We start from the raw sequence: 20,055 nt of genomic DNA on the forward strand, positions 1-20,055 counted from the left end.
CGGGACGGGCGACCTTCCGGCGTGCCTGCGGCGGATGACCACCACGTCGGATCAGTCGCCCGCCGTCACCGACACACGTCAGCGCGGGCCCTTGTCGCCGCCCTTGCCGAGCTTGTTGAAGTCGATCTTCGGAAGCTTGAAGCCGGGCGGCAGGCCCTGACCGCCAGCGAGGTCGTTCGGGTCCATCCCCGGCGGGAGCTGCGGCATGCCGCCCGGGAAACCGGCGGGCATCCCGGCACCGGCGCCGGTACGCGGACGACCGCCACCCTTGGTGCCCTTGCGCTTGTTCTTCGGCGACTTGGTCGCCTTGCGGCGGCCACCGCCGGGCAGGCCCATCATGCCGCCCATCTGCTTCATCATCTTCTGCGCGTCGGCAAAGCGGTTGAGCAGCTGGTTGACGTCCATCACGGTGACCCCGGAGCCGTTGGCGATGCGCGCCCGGCGGGAACCGTTGATGATCTTCGGGTTGGTCCGCTCACCCGGGGTCATCGACCGGATGATCGCGGTGACCCGGTCGAAGTGGCTGTCGTCCAGCTCGGCGAGCTGGTCCTTCATCTGCCCCATGCCCGGCATCATGGCCAGCACGTTGGCGATCGGGCCCATCCGCCGCACCGCGATGAGCTGGTCGAGGAAGTCGTCGAGGGTGAACTGCTCACCGCCCATCAGCTTGGCGGTCATCTTCTCCTTCTGATCGGAGTCGAAGGCCTGCTCGGCCTGCTCGATCAGAGTGAGGACGTCGCCCATGCCGAGGATCCGGCTGGCCATCCGGTCGGGGTGGAAGACGTCGAAGTCCTCCAGTTTCTCACCGGTGGAGGCGAACAGGATCGGCTGCCCGGTGACCTCGCGGACCGACAGCGCGGCACCACCACGGGCGTCGCCGTCGAGCTTGGAGAGCACCACACCGGTGATGCCGACGCCGTCGCGGAACGCCTCGGCGGTGCGGACGGCGTCCTGACCCACCATCGCGTCGATGACGAAGATGACCTCGTCCGGCGAGACGGCGTCGCGGATGTCGGCGGCCTGCTGCATCATCTCGGCGTCGATGCCGAGGCGGCCGGCGGTGTCGACGATGACGATGTCGCGGGCGGCGCGCTTCGCGTGCTCGATCGACGCGCGGGCCACCTGCACCGGGTCACCGGTGCCGTTGCCGGGCTCCGGGGCGTACACCTCGACACCGGCCCGGCCACCGAGCACCTGGAGCTGCCCGACGGCGTTGGGGCGCTGGAGGTCGGCGGCGACGAGCAGCGGCTGATGCCCCTGGGCCTTCAGCCAGCGGGCCAGCTTGCCGGCGAGGGTGGTCTTACCGGAGCCCTGGAGACCGGCCAGCATGATCACGGTCGGCGGCTGCTTGGCGAACTGGAGCCGCCGGCCCTCGCCGCCGAGAACGGTGATCAGCTCTTCGTTGACGATCTTGATGATCTGCTGGGCCGGGTTCAGCGCCTGGGAGACCTCGGAGCTGCGGGCCCGCTCCTTGACGGCCGCGATGAAGCCCTTGACCACCGGCAGCGCGACGTCCGCCTCCAGCAGCGCGAGGCGGATCTCGCGCGCGGTGGCGTCGATGTCGGCGTCGGTGAGCCGCCCCTTGCCGCGGAGCTTGGTGAAGATCCCGGACAGGCGGTCACTCAAGGTGTCAAACACGCGAACATCCCGTTTGTCAGTGTTCCGGCGGGCACAACACGGCCGGCACTGCGGAGTCCGGCCACCGCTAGGGTAACCGCCCGGCCGTAGGGCCGCTGTCGCCCGGCCCGGGCCTCACCCCGACACCAACCCCGACTGGTACGCGAACACGACGAGCTGGGCCCGATCCCGGGCTCCCAGCTTGCCCATCGCCCGGCTGACGTGGGTCCGCGCGGTCGCCGGGCTGACCACCAACCGTGCGGCGATCTCCTCGTTGTTCAGGCCCTCACCGACCAGACCGACGACCTGACGCTCCCGATCGGTCAGCGCCTCCAGTCGCGGGTGCGGACGGAGCACCCGGGACGGCCGGGTGGCGAACTCCCGCACCACCCGCCGGGTCACCGACGGCGACAGCAGCGCCTCCCCCTCGGCGACGAGCCGGATCGCGCGCAGCAGCTCAGTCGGTCTGGTGTCCTTGGTGAGGAACCCGCTCGCACCGTGCCGCAGCGCGTCGAAGACGTACTCGTCCAGCTCGAAGGTGGTGAGCACCACCACCCGCGTTCCGGTCAGCTCGGGATCGGCGACGATACGGCGGGTCGCCTCGATGCCGTCGATGCCGGGCATCCGGATGTCCATCAGCACCACGTCCGGCCGTTCCCGACGGGCCAACTCGACCGCCCGCAGCCCGTCGGACGCCTCGCCGGCCAGCGCCAGGTCGTCCTCGCTCTCCACCAGCGCGCGCAGCCCGAGCCGGACCAGATCCTGGTCGTCGGCGATCAGCACCCGGATCACGTGGTCGGCTCCACGGGCAGCCCGGCGTACACCCGGAATCCGCCCCCGGCGAGCGGCCCGGTGGTCAACCGCCCGCCCAGCGCCGCGACCCGCTCGCGCATCCCGGCCAGACCGTGGCCGCCCTCGCCGTCGGCCGGAGCCGTCCCGGCGCGGTCGGCACCTGCCCCCCGGTCAGTGACCTCGACGGTCACCTCGTCGACGCGGTAGTCCACTGTCACCTCCGCGCTCGCCACTCCCGCATGACGCAGCACGTTTGTCAACGCCTCCTGCACCACCCGGTACGCGGCCAGGTCGACCGCGGCCGGCACCTCCCGGGGCTCCCCGACCACGCGCACCTCGACGGCCAGCCCCGCCCCGGCCAGCCGGTCGCGCAGCGCTGGAAGCCGGGCCAGGCCGGGTACCGGCTCGCGCTCGGCGCCCCGCCGCACCGCACCCAGGGTGACCCGCAGCTCGTCCAGCGCCTCCCGGCTGGTCCGGCTGATCGCGGTCAGGGCCACCTCCGCCTGCTCCGGCCGCTTCGGCAGCAGGTGAAGAGCGATCTCCGCCTGCATGCTGATCGCGGCCAAACCGTGCCCCACCACGTCGTGCACCTCCTGCGCGATGCGCAGCCGCTCCTCGTCGGCCTGCCGTCGCGCCTGCTCGACTCGGCTGCGGGCCTCTTCGGCACGGGTACGCGCGGTCGCCTCACGGCTCACCCGCACCACCACCCCCACCGCGAACGGTACGACCACCCAGGCCGACGCGGGCAGCACTCCCGTCCAACCCGGCGCGGGCCCCCGCCCGAAGAAGACGTGCGCCAACAACAGAACGAACGCGCCACCGGTGGCGAGCGCCGCCGGTCGCAGCGGCAGCCACACGGCCACGGTGTAGACCGCGACCAGGAACGTGACCAGGATCGGCCCGTACGGGTAGCCGATCAGCAGGTACGCCGAGGTGGCCACTGTGACCACGGCGAGGACGGCGACCGGAGCACGCCGCCGCACCAGCAGGGCGAGCGCCGCGACGGCGATCAGCAGCCGACTCACGGCGTCCACCGGCCTCGACCCCGGCTGGTTGTTCCCGGCCAGACCGGTGGCGAGCAATCCGAACCCGAGCAGCACCAGGGCGAGCACGGCATCCGCCGCCACCTCCGGCCACCGCCACTGCCCGCCTCGCCGCATGGCCGTCATTCTGCCCGCGCAGACACCGCTCGACGTGCGTCCACGAGCGGCACCGCCCCTACGCCCCCCGACGTACCCCCACCCTGACCCCCCGCCCTCCCGCCCTCCCGCCCCCGCCCCCGCTCCCGCGATCTTGCACTTTGTGTCGTCATGACGCGGCTTTTGTGTGATATGCCAGGACACAAAGTGCAAGATCGACGCGGGAGTCGCGACGCGGAGTCGCGACGCGGGAGTCGCGACGCGGGAGTCGCGACGCGGGAGTCGCGGGGCGGGAGTCGCGGGGCGGGAGGGCGGGGCGGGCGGGGCGGTTAGACGGCGGCTAGGACGGCGGCTTCCAGGCGGGCCCGGGTGGCGTCGTCCGGCCAACCGCCCACCAGGTAGAACGCGTCGACCACGTCGGCACCGAGGGTGGAGATGCGGGCCGCCCGTACCAGGGCGCCGGCCTCGTCGAGCGCGCAGGCGACTCGGTAGAGCAGCCCGGCGGCGTCGGCGGCGCGCAGTTCCAGCAGTACGGCGTCAGTCGCCGCCTCGCGGTGCCAGACCACTCGTGGAGCCGCGCCGCCGCCACGGCTGGCGAGCGCACGGCCCCGCAGCCGTTGGTTGACCGACACGTCGCCGGCGACCGCCCGGCGCAGGTCGGCGCGGAGCGGGACCGGGTCCGGCGGAAGGCCGTAGCGGGGCTGCACCCGGCACTCGACCAGGGCCCGGCCGTCGACGGCGGAGGCGTCCGCGGAGATCACCTCCAGCCGGTGCAGGGCCAGGCAGCCGGCCACAGTGGCGAGCAGACCCCGTCGGTCGGCCGCCGCTACCGACACCCGGTCGCCGGTCAGGTGGACGACCGGCAGGGGCCCGGCCAGCAACTCCGGGTCCGGGGCGGGTGGCTCGGGGAGTACGCCGGTGTCCAGCGCGGTGCGGACCCGGGCGACCAACTCGGCGACGAGTCGGCCCTTCCAGTCGGACCAGGCCGCCGGCCCGGTCGCCGCCGCGTCGGCGCGGACCAACGCGTGCAGCACGTCGAGGGTGCCGGTGTCGCCGACCGCCTCGGCCACCGAGGCGATGGTGACCGGGTCGCTCAGGTCCCGGCGGGTGGCCACGTCGGGCAGCAGCAGGTGCAGCCGGACCAGCTTGCCGATCAGCTCGACCTCGGCGGTGGGCAGACCGACCCTGGTGGCCACCGCCTGGGCGACCGGCACGCCGACGGTGCTGTGGTCGCCGGGGAGGCCCTTGCCGATGTCGTGCAGGAGAGCGCCGAGGAGCAGCAGGTCCGGGCGTTCCACCTCGCGGGCGTGCCGGCTGGCCTCGTGCGCGGTCTGTACGAGGTGCCGGTCGAGGGTGAAGCGGTGCACCGGGTTGTGCTGGGGAAGGCTGCGCAGCCGGGTCCACTCGGGCAGCCAGCCGTCGACCAGCCCGTACCGGTCGCAGGTCTCCCAGGCCGGCACCAGGCCGGGACCGGCGCCCAGCAGGGTGATCAGCGCGGCCCGGGCCTCGGCCGGCCAGGGGGCCGGCAGGGGCGGACAGTACGCCGCCAGCCACTCGCAGGTGGCCCGCGCGATGGGGATTCGGGTCGTGGCCGACGCGGCGGCCACCCGCAGCGAGAGGCTCGGGTCGGGGCGTGCCCCGATCGCCGTGCGGGCGAGCACCAGCTCGCCGTCGTGTTCGACCACGTCGCGGGCGACCGGGCGGCGGGCCGGACGGCCGTTGCCGCCGCGGGAGCGGCCGGAGCGCAGCCGGTCGGCGGCCCGGAAGGCGTCGTCCAGGGCGTGGCTGACCGTGCGGGCGTCACCGGCGACCCGACGCAGCAGCGCGTCACCGTCGTGCACCACGGCTCCGGGCCGCCCCTCGGCGTCGGACGCGCCGGGCTGGAGTTGTCGCAGGCCGAGCAGGTTGGCCACTCCGTCGCGCTCCTGGGCGACCAGTCGGTCGACCCGCCGGCCGACCTGCTGGTGCAGCGCGTCGCGGGTGTCCAACAGGCGCAGGTGAGCGGCGCGTACGGCAGGACGCAGCGCGTCGGTGATGCCGGCGGCGGAGATCGCCCGCAGCAGCCCCACGTCGCGCAGACCACCGGCGGCCTCCTTGAGGTCGCCCTCCAGCAGGAACGCCAGCTCGCCGTGGGCCTGCCAACGGGCCTCGGTGACCTCGCGCAGGCCGGCAAGGTGCCGGACGGCGGTACGCCGCCAGTGATCGGCGGCGGTGCGGATCAGCGCGTCGGCCAGCGCCTGGTCCCCCACGATCAACCGGGCGTCGAGCAGCCCGAGGGCTACCTTGACGTCGTCCTGGGCCACCGAGAGCGCCTCGGCGACGGTGCGTACGGAGTGGTCGAGCCGCAGGCCCGCGTCCCAGATCGGATACCAGACCGAGGCGGCCAGCTCGTCCGTGCCGGGCACCCCGGCGTGCACCAGCACCAGGTCGAGGTCGCTGCACGGAGCACACTGCCGCCGACCCAGACCCCCGACGGCCAGCAGTGCCACCCCGTCCCGCGCCGGCAGCAACCCCCGCAGGAACGAGTCGTAGGCCGCGGCCCGCCCCCGCCGGGCCGCTTCCCCGATCCCCCCGGGAACGCCGACGACCTCGTTGATCAAGAGGTTCGCGTCGCCGCCATCGGCGGGTCCTGACGCGTTCTTCTTGATCAACGAGGTCATGTCAGTCGTGGCCGCGTCAGAGTGCGTCGAGGCCGCGTTCGCCGGTACGTACCCGGACGACCTCTTCGACACCGGTGACCCAGACCTTGCCGTCACCGATCTTGCCCGTGCGGGCCGCTCCGACGATGGCGTCCACCACCTTGTCGACGTCGATCTCGTCGGTGAGCACCTCGACCCGGATCTTGGGCAGGAACTCGACCGTGTACTCGGCACCCCGGTAGACCTCGGTGTGCCCCTTCTGCCGCCCGTACCCCTGAACCTCGCTGACGGTCAGCCCGGCCACCCCGAGGGCGTGCAGGGCCTCCTTAACCGCGTCCAGTTGGTACGGCTTGATGACTGCGGTCACCAGCTTCATGTCCAACCCCTCCATCCCAGGAACGTTAACCGGCGACCTTTTCGCTGACCGGCTCGGCGGGCTCCGCCTCCGGCTTGGCACCACTCGTCGTGCCGCCACCGGGGGTGCCGATGCCAGCCATCGCGAATGCGCCACCCGTGCCGCCACCGGCCGGGGACAGGTCGTAGCTGCTCTCGGCGTGCTCGGCGATGTCGATGCCCTCGACCTCCGCCTCACCCTTGACCCGGAAGCCGATCGTCTTCTCGATGACGAAGGCGAGCACCCAGGCGATGCCGAACGACCAGGCGGTGACGATCAGGCCGGCGAGGGCCTGCCGCCCGAGCTGGGTCGCGCCGCCGCCGTAGAAGAGACCGTCGGAGGCACCCACCACGTCGCTGATCGCCGCGTTCACCGAGTTGGTGGCGAAGAGGCCGAGCCAGAGCGAACCGATCCAACCACCGACGAAGTGCACGCCGACCACGTCGAGCGAGTCGTCGTAGCCGAGCTTGTACTTGAGGCTGACGGCGAGCGCGCACACCGCGCCGGCGACGATGCCGAGCAGGACGGACGCCCACGGGGCGATGAAGCCACAGGCCGGGGTGATGGCGACCAGACCGGCGACGGCGCCGGACGAGGCACCGACCATCGTCGGCTTCCGGGTCTTGACCCACTCGACAGCGATCCAGCCGAGCACCGCAGCCGCCGTGGCGAGCTGGGTGTTGATGAAGGCGAGGCCGGCGACCGAGTCGACGGTCAGCTCCGAGCCGGCGTTGAACCCGAACCAGCCGAACCACAGCAGACCCGCGCCGAGCGCGACCAGCGGGATGTTGTGCGGCTTCATGCCCTCCCGCGGCCAACCGAGCCGCTTGCCGAGGACCAGGGCAACGGCCAGGGCCGCCGCACCGGCGTTGATGTGCACCGCGGTGCCACCGGCGAAGTCCAACGCGTGGATGTCAGCGCCGATGATGCCGCCGCCCCACACCCAGTGGGCAACCGGGAAGTAGACCAGGGTGGCCCAGCCGAAGGCGAACAGCAGCCAGCCGGCGAACTTGGCCCGGTCGGCGATGGCACCGCTGATCAGCGCGACGGTGATAACCGCGAAGACCATCTGGAAGGCCATGAACACGTAGAGCGGGACGCCGATGCCGCTGGGGTTCTCCGCCGTAGCACCCCACAGGTCGGTTTCGGCGAGGAAGGTCTTGGTGCCGAGGTACGCGCCCGGGTCGCCCCAGAAGCCGTTCACGTCGGTCCCGAAGGCGACGCTGAATCCGTAGAACCACCACAGAATAGAGATGAGCCCGATAGCCGAGAAGCTCATCATCATCATGTTGAGTACGCCCTTGGCCCGGTTGAGGCCGCCGTAGAACAGCGCCAGTCCGGGGGTCATGAGCAGCACGAGCGCGGTCGAAACCAGCAGCCACGTGGTATTGGCGCCGTCGATCGTCGGTGCTTCAGGCACGCTGGCCTCCTAAAGGTGAAGTCCTCCTTCGCGGCTTTCCGGGGCAGCGTCGCCCGTAGGCCGGTTGCGCGGAAGCTTCGCGGCCGGCTGTTTCACTTTGGGTCCCGTGCGGGTTTCCGTTTCGTGACGGGTTGTTTCGTACGTGTCACGAACTCCGCACAGTCGTCAGCATGGACGATTGTGGATCGACCGGACGGCGATCGTCGATGGCTGACCGGTCAACGGCATCGACCGGTGCGCGTGACGCCCCGGCCGAGCATCGCCGGACCGGCGCTCAGCGGAGGGCGTTCTCCAGGGTGTGCCGCTCGTAGTCGAGCAGTCGCAGGTCGCGCATCGGTCGACGCAGGTGGCCCTTGTGCACGATCCGGACGAACGCCGGCTCACCCGCGGCGGCCATCCGGCGGATCCCCTCCACGTGGTCCACGATCCGTTTACGGATGGTCCGGATCAGCCGGTGCCGGTCCCGGGGGATCAGCCCGTACGCGTCGGCGAAGAGCCGGAGGCGGCGAGGGCGGTCCGGGTTCTTCCAGCCCAGCGTGATCGAGTCGCGGTCCGCGAAGATCGGCACCCAGGTCCAGGCCGCGTACGCCACGTCGTAGATCCGCGCTCCGGGCGAGGCGAGGTCGAAGTCGATCAGCCCGAGGGTGCCGTCCGGACGCCAGATCACGTTGTGCGGCGCGGCGTCGTGGTGGCAGATCACCTCGGTGTCCGGAGGTGGGGGCCCGAACGAGCGCCAGACCGCCGCCTGCGGAGGAGTGAAGCCGTACTGCGCGTCGTGGAACATGCGCAGCATGGTGGCGACGGTGACCAGGGCCTCGTCGGTCACCCAGTGCGGGGCGAGCGGATATTCGCCGCACTCCCCCTCCAGGTACGACAGCACCTCACGGTTGCGCTCGTCCATCCCGAGCGCCCGGGGGGCTCCGGTGAACCCCACGTACTCCAGGTGGCGCAGCAGCGCGTGCACGGACGGGGTCCAGGGCCCGGCGTTGCGCCGGACCGTGTCACCCACGCGGACAACGGTGCTCACGTTGCCGCCGTGCAGCGGGATCTCCTGCGAAGTCACGTACGGTCTCCCGAGGCGCTGCGAAGCATGGCCAGGGTCACGCCAGCCCGCGTACGCGCGATCGTCAGTGGTCACCCGAGACTACGCGTCCCGGCCGGTGGCCTCGGTCCCCAGCAACGCGTCGACGAACTGCGCCGGGTCGAACGGGGCCAGGTCGTCCTTGCCTTCGCCGAGGCCGACCAGCTTCACGGGGATACCGAGCTTGCGTTGCACGGCGATCACGATGCCGCCCTTGGCGGTGCCGTCGAGCTTGGTCAGCACCACGCCGGTCACGTTGACCACCTCGGTGAAGACCCGGGCCTGCTCCAGGCCGTTCTGCCCGGTGGTGGCGTCCAGGATGAGCAGTGTCTCGTCGATCGGGCCCTGCTTCTCCACCACGCGCTTGACCTTGCCCAGCTCGTCCATCAGGCCGATCTTGTTCTGCAGGCGACCGGCGGTGTCGATGAGCACGGTGTCCACGCCGGTGTCGATGCCGCGCTTGACGGCGTCGAACGCGACGCTGGCCGGGTCGGCTGCCTCGGGCCCCCGCACGGTCTCCGCTCCGACGCGCGAGCCCCAGGTCTCCAGTTGGTCGGCCGCGGCGGCCCGGAAGGTGTCCGCCGCGCCGAGCAGCACGCTGCGACCGTCGGCCACCAGCACCCGGGCGATCTTGCCGCAGGTTGTGGTCTTGCCGGCGCCATTGACGCCGACGACGAGGAGCACCGCCGGCACGCCGTCCTTGGGGGCGGTCCGCAACGAGCGGTCCAGGCTCGGGTCGAGCGCGTTGACCAACTCGGCGGCGAGCAGTGCCCGCAGCTCGGAGGCCGAGCGGGTGCCGAGCACCCGGGTGCGCTCGCGAAGCCGGTCGACGATGTCGCGGGTGGCGTCGACACCGACGTCGGCGGTGATCAGGCTGTCCTCGATCTCCTCCCAGACGTCCTCGTCGAGGTGGTCACGGGCGAGCAGGCCGAGCAGGCTCTTGCCGAACACGTTCTGTGAGCGGGACAGCCGCGAGCGGAGCCGGACCAGCCGTCCGGCGGTCGGCTCGGGCACCTCGACCTGCGGTTCGAGCACCGGCGGCGGCTCGACCAGGACGCCGGTGGACAGATCGGACTCCGGTGCCTCGACCGGCGGGCCGGCGAGATCCTCCTCAGCCCTGGTGTCGACCTCCGTGCGTGGCAACGGGGGCTCGGGTCGTCGCCGCAGGCGCGGCACGACCAGCCCGACTGTGCCGGCGATCAGCACACCGAGCAGGACCAGAGCGAGGACGAGATATTCGGCCATGCCGGAATCCTGTCAGATGCCGGCGGCGGCGTCCCAGCCACCGCACCCCGAGCCGTGCACGGAGTCTCGGCCACCGCCCCCTGGGCGGTGCCCAGCATCTCAGCCACCGCCCGCAGCCGGTGCCCGGAATCCGGCGGTAGGCTCGCGCCATGTCCGCCGCACACCTCCTCATCGGCCCACTCCTGCGGCGAGTCGTGGACACCCGGGCCACCATCTGGGTAGAGACCGCCGGGCCCGCCGTGGTCACCGTCCGTACCGCCGACGGCGCCACCGGCACCGCGCCCACCTTCTCGGCGTACGACCATCACTACGCCCTCGTGGTCGTGGAGGGGCTCACCCCGGACAGCGAGACCACCTACGAGGTGCTCGTCGACGACGAGCTCGTCTGGCCGGTGCCGAGCAGCGGGTTCCCGCCGAGCGTGATCCGCACCCGGGCCGCCGACGACCGGGACCAGCCGGTCAATCTGATCTTCGGCTCGTGCCGGGAGACCACCCAGCACGCCACCACCCGCAAGCTGCCACCTGACGCGCTGGACGCGTACGCCCGGCGGTTGATGGCGGACCCGGAGTCGAACCCGTTGCCGGACCTGTTGGTGCTGCTCGGTGACCAGGTCTACGCCGACGTCACCTCGCCCACTGTGCGCCGGCTGCTGCGTCGACGGAGGCGGCGGCCGAAGGGCGCTCCCGCCGACCAGGTGGTGAGCTTCGACGAGTACACCAAGCTCTATCTGGAGTCCTGGCGTGATCCGGAGATCCGCTGGCTGCTCTCCACGGTGCCCAGCGTGATGATCTTCGACGATCACGAGATCATCGACGACTGGAACACCTCGGCGGCGTGGCGGGCCGAGGTACGCGAGCAGCCGTGGTGGGCGGAGCGGATCGGCAGTGGGCTCGCCTCGTACTGGGTCTACCAGCACCTGGGCAATCTCTCCCCCGACGAGATCGTCGCCGATCCGGTCTTCGCGAAGGTCGCCGCCGCCGAGGACGCCACCGGCGTGCTGCGCGAGTTCGGCAACCGGGTCGACCAGGAGTCCGACCTGGCGCACGACACCGAGCGCTGGCGCGCGGTGCAGTATCAGTGGAGCTACGCGCTGGATCTGGGCCGGACCCGGCTGGTCATGCTGGACAACCGGTGCAGCCGGGTGCTCGAGCCCAACAGCCGGGCGATGCTGCCGCCCGGCGAGTGGGCCTGGTTCCTCGACCAGGCGCACGGGGTCTACGACCACCTGGTGGTGGGCGCCTCGCTGCCCTGGTTGCTGCCGCAGGGCATCCACCACATCGAGGCGTGGAACGAGAAACTGGCGGACTCACGCCGACCGTGGGTGGCGCGCGGGGCGGAGAAGCTGCGGCGTGCGCTGGACCTGGAGCACTGGGCGGCGTTCCGGCGGTCCTTCGAGGCGCTCGCGGAGACGTTCGCCCGGATCGGCACCGGCACGCCGCGGCAGTCCGGCGCGCGGGTCGGGGCCGGCCCGGCGTACGCCCCACCGGCGTCGATCAGCGTGCTCTCCGGTGACGTGCACCATTCGTACGTGGCGCGGGCCCGGTTCGCGGACCCGGCGGTGGTCACCCCGGTGCACCAGCTCACCTGTTCGCCGATCCACAACCAGGTGCCGGCGGGCATTCGTCCGCTGATGAAACTGGGCTGGTCGCCGGGTCCGGCCGGGGCCACCCGGGCGCTGGCCCGTTCGGCGGGCGTACGCCGGCCGGGAGTGCGCTGGCGCAAGCTGGCCGGCCCGTACTTCGGTAACGCGGTCGCCACTCTGACCCATCAGGGGCGCGGGGCGGACGTGGTCATCGAGGGCACCACGAAGGACGGGCACCTACGCCCGGTGATGCGGCGTCGACTCTCCGGCGACGGCGAGCCGGCCGCGCCGTAGTCTCTACGGCGTGGACGAGCACCTGCCGGAGCCGATCCGGGCGGTCGAGCACGAGTTGACCGCTCTGTTGCGCCGTGGGCGGGCGGTCTCCTGGGAGATCGCCCGGGAGGTGCACCCGAATCTGGAGCCGAACACCTACGGGTTGTTGCTGTGGTTGCGGCGTAGCGGGTCGATCCGGTTGACCGAGTTGGCGGCGCGGCTGGGCGTGGGCAAGGGCACGCTGAGCCGGCAGATCAACGCGTTGGAGGTCCTCGGCCTGGTCCACCGAGACCCCGATCCGAGTGATCGGCGGGCCGCGCAGATCAGCATGACCGAGGAGGGGCAGCGCCGGTTCGACGTTGCCCGGTCGGCGCGAACGGGCGAGTTCCTGCGTGCCCTGGAGGGTTGGCCGGAGCGGGACGTCGAGGAGTTCGCCCGGCTGCTCGGCCGGTTCAACGACTCCTGGCAGTAGGCATCGCGACGGGGAATAGCGCGTCGGCCCGACAGGTTGTTGCTTCAGGCAACCAAGGCATACGGTTGCCTCAGGCAATTCTCAGGCGGCCCACGCGTACCAGCCCGCCGCCGTTCCACCTCGACTCCGCTCGGAGGCAACACACGATGAGCCAGGCCACAGTCCCCACGCGGGCGGCCGCCGTCGACATGACCCACCGGCAGATCCTGGAAGCACTCTCCGGCCTGCTGCTGGGTCTGTTCGTCGCGATCCTCTCCTCCACGGTCATCTCGAACGCGCTGCCACGGATCATCACCGAACTGCACGGCGGCCAGTCCGCGTACACCTGGGTGGTGACCTCGGCCCTGCTCGCGACCACCGCGACCACCCCAATCTGGGGCAAGATGGCCGATCTGACCAACAAGAAGACACTCGTCCAGCTCGCGCTGGGGATCTACGTGCTGGGCTCGGTGCTGGCCGGCCTCGCCCAGGGCACCGGTGAGCTGATCGCCTGCCGGGTGCTCCAGGGCGTCGGCGCAGGCGGCCTCACCGCACTGGCCCAGGTGATCATGGCCACGATGATCGCGCCGCGCGAGCGGGGCCGCTACAGCGGCTACCTCGGCGCGGTGATGGCCGTCGGCACCATCGGCGGCCCGCTGATCGGCGGCGTGATCGTGGACACCTCCTGGCTCGGCTGGCGCTGGTGCTTCTACGTCGGGGTTCCGTTCGCCATCATTGCGCTGATCGTGCTCCAGAAGACCCTGCACCTGCCCGTGGTCAAGCGGAAGGCGCAGATCGACTGGTGGGGCGCCACGCTGATCACCGCGGCCGTCTCGCTGCTGCTGATCTGGGTCTCGCTCGCCGGCGACCAGTTCGCCTGGGCGTCCTGGCAGACCGCCGCGATGGTCGTCGGTGCCGTGCTCCTCGGTGCGCTGGCGATCCGGGTCGAGACCCGGGCCGCCGAGCCGGTGATCCCGCCGCGGCTGTTCCGCAACCGCACGATCACCCTCGCCGTGGTCGCCAGCGTCGCGGTTGGTGTGGCTCTGTTCGGCGCGTCGATCTTCCTCGGTCAGTACTTCCAGATCAGCCGTGGCCAGAGCCCGACCATGTCCGGCCTGATGACCCTGCCGATGATTCTCGGCCTGCTGGTCGCCTCCACGGTGATCGGGCGGGTCATCTCCAAGACCGGCCGGTGGAAGCGGTACCTGGTGATCGGCACTGCGCTGCTCACCATCGGCTTCGCCCTGATGGGCACGCTCCGCGCGGACACCAGCTTCACCCTGCTCAGCGTGTACATGGCGCTGATCGGCCTCGGCCTGGGCATGACCATGCAGAACCTGGTCCTCGCCGTGCAGAACACCGTCAGCGTCCACGAGCTCGGCGCGGCCAGCTCGGTGGTGGCGTTCTTCCGCAGCCTCGGTGGCGCGATCGGCGTCTCCGCCCTCGGCGCGGTGCTGGCCCACAAGGTCAAGGACTACACCGCCGACGGGCTGGCGCAGCTCGGCATCCCCGCCTCCAGCTCCGGCAGCGGCGGCACCCTGCCCGACGTGCACACCCTGCCCGGCCCGCTGCGGGCTGTCGTCGAGAGCGCGTACGGCCACGGTGCCGGTGACATCTTCCTGGTGGCCGCCCCGTTCGCGTTGATCGCGTTCATCGCGGTGCTCTGCATCAAGGAGGTGCCGCTGCGTCAGCACAACGACAGCCCGGTTTCCGCCGAGGTCGAGCGGGAATCGACAGTCGCCGCCGGTGCCGGCGCGGCCGTCATCCGTACCGGCGAGCAGAGGTGAGGTAGAGCCATGGGCGTGGGAGCACCGGACCGCGAGGAGTACGGCCCCCGGACCCGACCGCTGCCCTTCGAGCGCGGCACGGACGGCCCTCGGGTGATCATGGCGGGTGTCGACGGCACCCGCACCTCCGAGCGGGCCGGTGCCTACGCCGCCGGCCTGGCCCGTCGGCAGAGCGCCGCGCTGGTGGTGGTCTTCGTCAGCTCACCGAGCGGGCTGACCGCCCTGGTTCCCGGCATGGACGCCGGCGCGATCCAACGCACGCACGACGAGCTGGCCGACGAGCTGCGCCGGGAGTGCCGGCGTGGGGCCGAGCAGTGGGGCATTCCGGTGACCCTGCTGGTGCGGCGCGGCGACGCGTACGGCGAGCTGTGCGCGGCGGCCGACGAGTTCCAGGCCGACATGCTCGTGGTCGGCGCCTCCGAGCAGGCCGGACACCGGCTGGTCGGCTCGGTCGCCACCCGGCTGGTCCGTGCCGGCCGCTGGCCGGTCGTCGTGGTGCCCTGATAACCCGTCGCGGCATGTCCGGGGTGCCGGGCAGGATGCGCGGCATGACCTGGACCGCACCGGAGATCACCCGGACCCCCGAACCGTACGTCGGCGACGAGCGCACCATGCTCGACGGCTGGCTCGACTACCACCGACAGACACTGCTGCTCAAGTGTGCCGGGCTGACCGAGGAGCAGTTGCGCACGCCCAGCGTGGAACCGTCCGGGCTGACCCTGCTCGGCCTGGTCCGGCACCTGGCCGAGGTGGAGGCCTGGTGGTTCCGGGAGAACTTCGCCGGTGAGCCTGTCGACTACCCGTACTTCACCCCGGAGCACCCGGACGCCGACCACGACGTCAGCGCCGCCGACGCCGAGGCCGACTTCGCCATCTTCCACCGCGAGGTGGCGCTGGCCCGCGAGGCCGCCGCCGGCCACTCGCTCGACGAGACGTTCACCGAGGTCAGCGCGAAGAAGCGCACCTTCAACCTGCGCTGGGTGTACGTGCACATGATCGAGGAGTACGCCCGGCACAACGGTCACGCCGACCTGATCCGGGAACGCATCGACGGCGTCACCGGCGAGTGACAGGCGCTCAGTAGTCCAGGGCCGCCCGCAGGTATCGCAGATCGGCGTGGCCGCCCCAGCGGTGCGCCGACAACCCGGCGGACCGGGCACCCCGCACGGCCCAGTCCTCGTCGTCGACGCAGAGGACCCGGGCCGGCGGGGTGGCCAGGGCCACGCAGGCGGCCTTGAAGTATTCCGGGGCGGGCTTGTGTACGCCGATCACCGAGGAGTTGACCACCACGTCCAGCTCGCCGACCAGGCCGAGGGCGGCCAGGTCGGAGTCGAGCAGGTCGGTGGCGTTGGTGCCCAGCCCTACCCGGACGCCCGCCGCACGGACCTCCCGAACGAACGCCAGCACCTCCTGGTCGACCTCTCCGCGGTAGCTCTGCCACTGCTCCACAGCGGCACGGGCGCGTTCCGGGCTGCCCACCGATTCGGCCAGGGCGTCCGCCACGCTGTCCATCCACTCAGCGTGGTTGACCTGGCCGGTGAGCACCGGCTGGAGCCGCCCCCACTGCATCGCGATCTCACCGAGCACCCCCTCGGAGAGGCCGTACTCCCGCTCGACAACGGCGGCCACCGCCGGGTCCCACCGGCGCAGTACGCCGTCGAAGTCCAGCAGGAGCGCCGTCGCGCGTTCCCGAGCCACTACCCGTTCTCCTCGCCGCGGCCGTGCCGCTGGTCGTCCTCGTCGGCCCGGTTGAGCCGTTGGCTGATCACCTGGGTGACCCCACTGCGCATGGTCACGCCGTAGAGCGCGTCGGCGATCTCCATCGTCCGCTTCTGGTGCGTGATGACGATCAGCTGACTCTTCTCGCGCAACTGTGCCATCAAGGTGATCAACCGGCCCAGGTTGACGTCGTCCAGGGCGGCCTCCACCTCGTCCATGATGTAGAACGGGCTGGGCCGGGCGCGGAAGATCGCTACCAGCATGGCCACCGCGGTCAGCGACCGCTCACCACCGGAGAGCAGCGACAGACGCTTGATCTTCTTGCCCGGCGGGCGGGCCTCCACCTCGACGCCGGTGGTGAGCACATCGTCGGGTTCGGTGAGGATCAGCCGTCCCTCGCCGCCGGGGAAGAGCACCGTGAACACCTGCTCGAACTCCCGGGCGGTGTCCTCGAAGGCGCTGGCGAAGACCTCCAGGATCCGCTCGTCCACGTCCTTCACCACGGTGAGCAGGTCCCGACGGGTGGCCTTGAGGTCCTCCAACTGCTCGGAGAGGAACTTGAAACGCTCCTCCAGCGCGGCGAACTCCTCCAGCGCGAGTGGGTTGACCTTGCCGAGCAGGGCGAGTTCGCGTTCCGCCTTCGCGGCCCGCTTCTCCTGCACCGGCCGCTCGTAGCGCACCGGCTCGGGCACCGGCAGACCGTCACGTTCGGCCGTCGCGACGTCCACCGGGGTCGGCGGAACGGGCTGAGCCGGACCGTACTCGGCGACCAGCGTCTCCACGTCCAGCCCGAAATCCTCGGCGGCCTTCGCCTCCAACTGCTCGATACGCAGCCGCTGCTCCGCCCGGGCCACCTCGTCGCGGTGCACCTGGCTGGTCAGTCGCTCCAACTCCGCGCCGAGCCGCTTGGCGGCACCGCGTACCTCCTGAAGCTCTGCCTCCCGCGCGGCGCGCTCCAGGGCGACCGCGTCGCGGTGCTCCTCCGCCGTGGCGATCGAGGTGGTCAGTCGGGTCAGCGCCTCCCGGGCGCCACCGGCGACGGACCGGGCGATGCCCGCACCCCGGGCGCGGGCGGCCCGCCGGGCCGCCGCGCGTTCCCGGGCAGCCCGTTCCGCGGTGGCCTGCCGCGCGAGCGAGTCGGCCCGGCCGGCGATCGAGGAGACCCGCTCCTCGGCGGTACGCACGGCGAGCCGGACCTCCATCTCGTTCTGCCGGGCCTGCGGCACCATGGCCGCCAGTTGATCCCGTTCCTCGGTGGAGGGCTCGGCGTCGACCGGGGTCTCCTCGGCCAGCCGTAGCCGCTCCTCCAGCTCGGCGAGCGCGGTGAGGTCCCGTTGCCGGGCGGCCTCGGCGCGGGAGCGGGAGTCGCCGAGCCGGTCCGTCTCGGCCTTCGCGGAGCGGGCCGCCGCGCCCAGCTCGGCCAGCCGGCGAGCGGCGGCGTTGCGGTGGCTCTCCGCCTCACGCTTCTCGGCGGCGGCGTGCTGCACGGCCTCCCTGGCGGTCGCCACCTCGGCGCGCGCCTCGACCAACTGATCACGCAGCTCCAGGCCGGCGCGTTCGGCGGTGACCCGGTTGGCGCGGGCCTCCTCGACTGCGGCCTGCACCTCGATGTAGCTGGGTGCCTTGGCCGACCCGCCCGCCGCCGCGTACGCCCCGACCACGTCACCGTCCGGGGTGACCGCCCGCAGCTCGGGGTTGCTGGCGACCAGCTCGGCGGCGGCGGCGAGATCGTCGACGAGCGCCACGTCCCGCAGGGCCCGGTGCACCGCCGGACGCAGCTCGGCGCTGCACTCCACCAGGTCGGGCGCCCACCGGGCGTCGTCCGGCAACTTCGGGCGCAGAGCGTCGGCGGAGCCGGTCATGCCGGGCCCCGCCGGGCTGCCGACCAGCAGTCCGGCCCGGCCGGCATCGGAGATCTTCAACAGCCGCATCGCCTCGACGGCCTCGTCCACCCCACTGACGGCGACGGCGTCGGCGAGGCCGCCGAGCGCGGCGGCCAGTGCGGCCTCGTGACCGGGCGCGACGGTGAGCAACCCGGCGAGGCTGCCGAGCAGGCCGGGCACGTCACCGGCGCGGGCGAGCAGCGCCCCGGCGCCGTCCTTGCGCCGCAGCCCCAGGGCGAGCGCCTCCTCGCGGGCCTTCCAGGAGGCGGCGTCCTTCTCCGCGGCCCGCTCGGCGTCGGACAGCGATCGGACGGTGGCCTGGGCACGTTCCTGTACGGCGACCGCCTCGGCGTGCCGGGCGTCCAGGTCCGCGTTGTCCCGGTCGGCCTCGGTGGACTGGGCGGCGACCGCGTCCAGGTCGGCCTGCGCCTGCTCGGCGCGGCCCAGCGCGTCGGCGTGCGCGATCGCGAGGCGTTCGATCTCCTCGCCGGCGCTGGTGGTCCGGGCCCGGGCGGAGTTGACCTGGCCGGTGAGCCGGGCCATCCCCTCGCGCCGGTCGGCGATGGCCTTGGCCGCGGCGACCAGCTCACGCTCGGCGGCGGCCAGTTGCCGTTCCAACTCCTGGCGGTGCTCGACCGCCTCGGCCAGTCGGATCTGGTCGTCGGTGAGCGCGCCGCGCAGCTCCTCCTCCTGCTCGCGGACGCGTTCCGCCTCGGCTTCCAGCTGGTCCGGGTCGCGGCCGGGCCGCTCGTCGTCGCCGGTGGCGCTGAGGTGCCGCAGCCGCTCCCGGGCCAACTGCTCGATCGAACGGAAGCGTTCCTGGAGGGCGGAGAGCTTGTACCAGGTGTCCTGGGCGGCGGCGAGCAGCGGCGCGTCCTCCGCGAGGGCGGCCTCCAACTCGCCGAGCCGACCCTGCACCTCGGTGTGCTCACCCTCGATCTGCTCGCGTCGCTCGCGCAGCGCGGTCTCGTCGGCGATCTCCCGGTCGAGGGTGGTCCGCAGGGTGGCAAGGTCGTCGGCGAGCAGCCGCAACCGGGCGTCGCGCAGGTTGGCCTGGATGGCGGCGGCGCGCCGGGCCACCTCGGCCTGCCGGCCCAGTGGCTTGAGCTGACGACGCAGCTCCGCCGTGAGGTCGGTCAGGCGATTGAGATTCACCTGCATCGCGTCGAGCTTGCGAAGCGCCTTTTCCTTGCGCTTGCGGTGCTTGAGGACGCCGGCCGCCTCCTCGATGAACGCGCGGCGGTCCTCCGGCTTGGCGTGCAGCATGCCGTCGAGGCGGCCCTGCCCGACGATGATGTGCATCTCCCGGCCGATGCCGGAGTCGGACAGCAGCTCCTGGATGTCGAGCAACCGGCAGGAGTTGCCGTTGATCTCGTACTCGCTCTCGCCGGAACGGAACATCCGGCGGGTGATGGAGACCTCGGTGTACTCGATCGGCAGCGCGCCGTCGGTGTTGTCGATGGTGAGGGTGACCTCGGCGCGACCCAGCGGAGCCCGGCCGGCGGTGCCGGCGAAGATGACGTCCTCCATCTTGCCGCCACGGAGGGCCTTGGCGCCCTGCTCGCCGAGGACCCAGGCGATGGCGTCGACGACGTTGGACTTGCCCGAGCCGTTCGGGCCCACCACACAGGTGATCCCGGGCTCCAGCTTCAACGTCGTGGCGGAGGCGAAGGACTTGAAGCCCTTCACCGTCAGGCTCTTGAGATACACCTACTCGATCCTCGTCCGGTGGCCGCCGTACCGTCGCCGGCTGTGGGGACCTGGGTGAACCCGCAGACTAACCCGGCGGTGGGAGCGGGCCGGCACGGGACCCGCCCCGCGTCGCGTCGGCAGTGGGCGCGCTGTTGTTCGGTCGACCGCGAGAAAGACAAGCGCCTTTCATGATCGGCTTATCCGCCGACACGCTATTCGGTAACTGTGCGGCGCGCTTCCCGCACGATCGGCTGCAAGATCATGAATCGTCGGCGCCGAAAAGGTGCCGGACAGTGTTGCGCGCCGGCACTGAGGTGTCGGCGCGCATTTTTGCGGTGGT

At 71.8% G+C, this 20,055-nt stretch carries 15 protein-coding genes; 5 read left to right on the top strand and 10 right to left on the bottom strand.

Annotation, left to right across the window (positions count from 1 at the left end):
- Positions 1 to 78 precede the first annotated feature (78 nt).
- The 8 genes from ffh to ftsY all read right to left on the bottom strand — a co-directional run bounded on the left by ffh (position 79) and on the right by ftsY (position 10,327).
- Positions 79 to 1,638, bottom strand: a complete 1,560-nt coding sequence (ffh, locus tag ACIBEF_RS12050; RefSeq protein ID WP_393372927.1) for a signal recognition particle protein — start codon at positions 1,636 to 1,638, stop codon at positions 79 to 81.
- A 114-nt stretch (positions 1,639 to 1,752) separates the two neighbouring features.
- Positions 1,753 to 2,409, bottom strand: a complete 657-nt coding sequence (locus tag ACIBEF_RS12055; protein ID WP_396793432.1) for a response regulator — start codon at positions 2,407 to 2,409, stop codon at positions 1,753 to 1,755.
- The gene (locus ACIBEF_RS12060; RefSeq protein WP_396793434.1) at positions 2,406 to 3,569 is read right to left on the bottom strand and encodes a sensor histidine kinase; all 1,164 of its coding nucleotides are present in this window, start codon (positions 3,567 to 3,569) and stop codon (positions 2,406 to 2,408) included. Before ACIBEF_RS12060 ends, ACIBEF_RS12055 begins: the two co-directional genes overlap by 4 nt.
- Positions 3,570 to 3,877: 308 nt before the next feature.
- A complete protein-coding gene (locus ACIBEF_RS12065; RefSeq protein WP_396793435.1) occupies positions 3,878 to 6,208 on the bottom strand; it encodes a [protein-PII] uridylyltransferase in 2,331 nt (776 codons plus the stop codon).
- 16 nt (positions 6,209 to 6,224) lie between these two features.
- Positions 6,225 to 6,563: a P-II family nitrogen regulator gene (locus ACIBEF_RS12070; protein WP_172862163.1), complete on the bottom strand. Its 339-nt coding sequence runs from the start codon at positions 6,561 to 6,563 to the stop codon at positions 6,225 to 6,227.
- Positions 6,564 to 6,588: 25 nt separating this feature from the next.
- On the bottom strand, positions 6,589 to 8,001 hold the full coding sequence (locus tag ACIBEF_RS12075) for an ammonium transporter (RefSeq protein WP_396793437.1): 1,413 nt from the start codon (positions 7,999 to 8,001) through the stop codon (positions 6,589 to 6,591).
- Positions 8,002 to 8,275: 274 nt separating this feature from the next.
- Entirely contained in the window at positions 8,276 to 9,139 is an 864-nt protein-coding gene (locus ACIBEF_RS12080) for a phosphotransferase (RefSeq protein WP_396793439.1), read from the bottom strand.
- A gap of 6 nt (positions 9,140 to 9,145) precedes the next feature.
- Positions 9,146 to 10,327: a signal recognition particle-docking protein FtsY gene (gene ftsY, locus ACIBEF_RS12085; RefSeq protein WP_396793440.1), complete on the bottom strand. Its 1,182-nt coding sequence runs from the start codon at positions 10,325 to 10,327 to the stop codon at positions 9,146 to 9,148.
- A gap of 149 nt (positions 10,328 to 10,476) precedes the next feature.
- Between ftsY and ACIBEF_RS12090 the strand changes: the two genes are divergently transcribed.
- From ACIBEF_RS12090 to ACIBEF_RS12110, 5 genes are all read left to right on the top strand, one after another.
- Positions 10,477 to 12,204 (top strand): alkaline phosphatase D family protein, encoded by a 1,728-nt coding sequence (locus ACIBEF_RS12090; RefSeq protein WP_396793442.1) that lies wholly within the window; start codon positions 10,477 to 10,479, stop codon positions 12,202 to 12,204.
- Between the two features lie 10 nt (positions 12,205 to 12,214).
- Complete coding sequence (locus tag ACIBEF_RS12095) at positions 12,215 to 12,655, top strand: MarR family winged helix-turn-helix transcriptional regulator (RefSeq protein ID WP_396793444.1); 441 nt, start codon at positions 12,215 to 12,217, stop codon at positions 12,653 to 12,655.
- Between the two features lie 146 nt (positions 12,656 to 12,801).
- Positions 12,802 to 14,421 (top strand): MDR family MFS transporter, encoded by a 1,620-nt coding sequence (locus tag ACIBEF_RS12100; RefSeq protein WP_396793446.1) that lies wholly within the window; start codon positions 12,802 to 12,804, stop codon positions 14,419 to 14,421.
- A 9-nt stretch (positions 14,422 to 14,430) separates the two neighbouring features.
- Complete coding sequence (locus ACIBEF_RS12105) at positions 14,431 to 14,925, top strand: universal stress protein (protein ID WP_357232881.1); 495 nt, start codon at positions 14,431 to 14,433, stop codon at positions 14,923 to 14,925.
- A 44-nt stretch (positions 14,926 to 14,969) separates the two neighbouring features.
- Positions 14,970 to 15,491 carry a DinB family protein gene (locus ACIBEF_RS12110; RefSeq protein WP_396793448.1) on the top strand — a complete coding sequence of 174 codons (522 nt, stop codon included), beginning with the start codon at positions 14,970 to 14,972 and terminating at the stop codon, positions 15,489 to 15,491.
- Between the two features lie 7 nt (positions 15,492 to 15,498).
- Here ACIBEF_RS12110 and ACIBEF_RS12115 read toward each other — a convergent pair whose 3' ends face one another.
- Both ACIBEF_RS12115 and smc read right to left on the bottom strand, forming a co-directional pair.
- Positions 15,499 to 16,119, bottom strand: a complete 621-nt coding sequence (locus ACIBEF_RS12115; RefSeq protein WP_355005260.1) for an HAD-IA family hydrolase — start codon at positions 16,117 to 16,119, stop codon at positions 15,499 to 15,501.
- Positions 16,119 to 19,733: a chromosome segregation protein SMC gene (gene smc / locus ACIBEF_RS12120; RefSeq protein WP_396793450.1), complete on the bottom strand. Its 3,615-nt coding sequence runs from the start codon at positions 19,731 to 19,733 to the stop codon at positions 16,119 to 16,121. The genes ACIBEF_RS12115 and smc overlap by 1 nt, the downstream gene beginning before the upstream one ends.
- Positions 19,734 to 20,055 lie beyond the last annotated feature (322 nt).

The organism is Micromonospora sp. NPDC050795, from assembly GCF_044456785.1.
Classification (GTDB): Bacteria; Actinomycetota; Actinomycetes; order Mycobacteriales; family Micromonosporaceae; genus Micromonospora.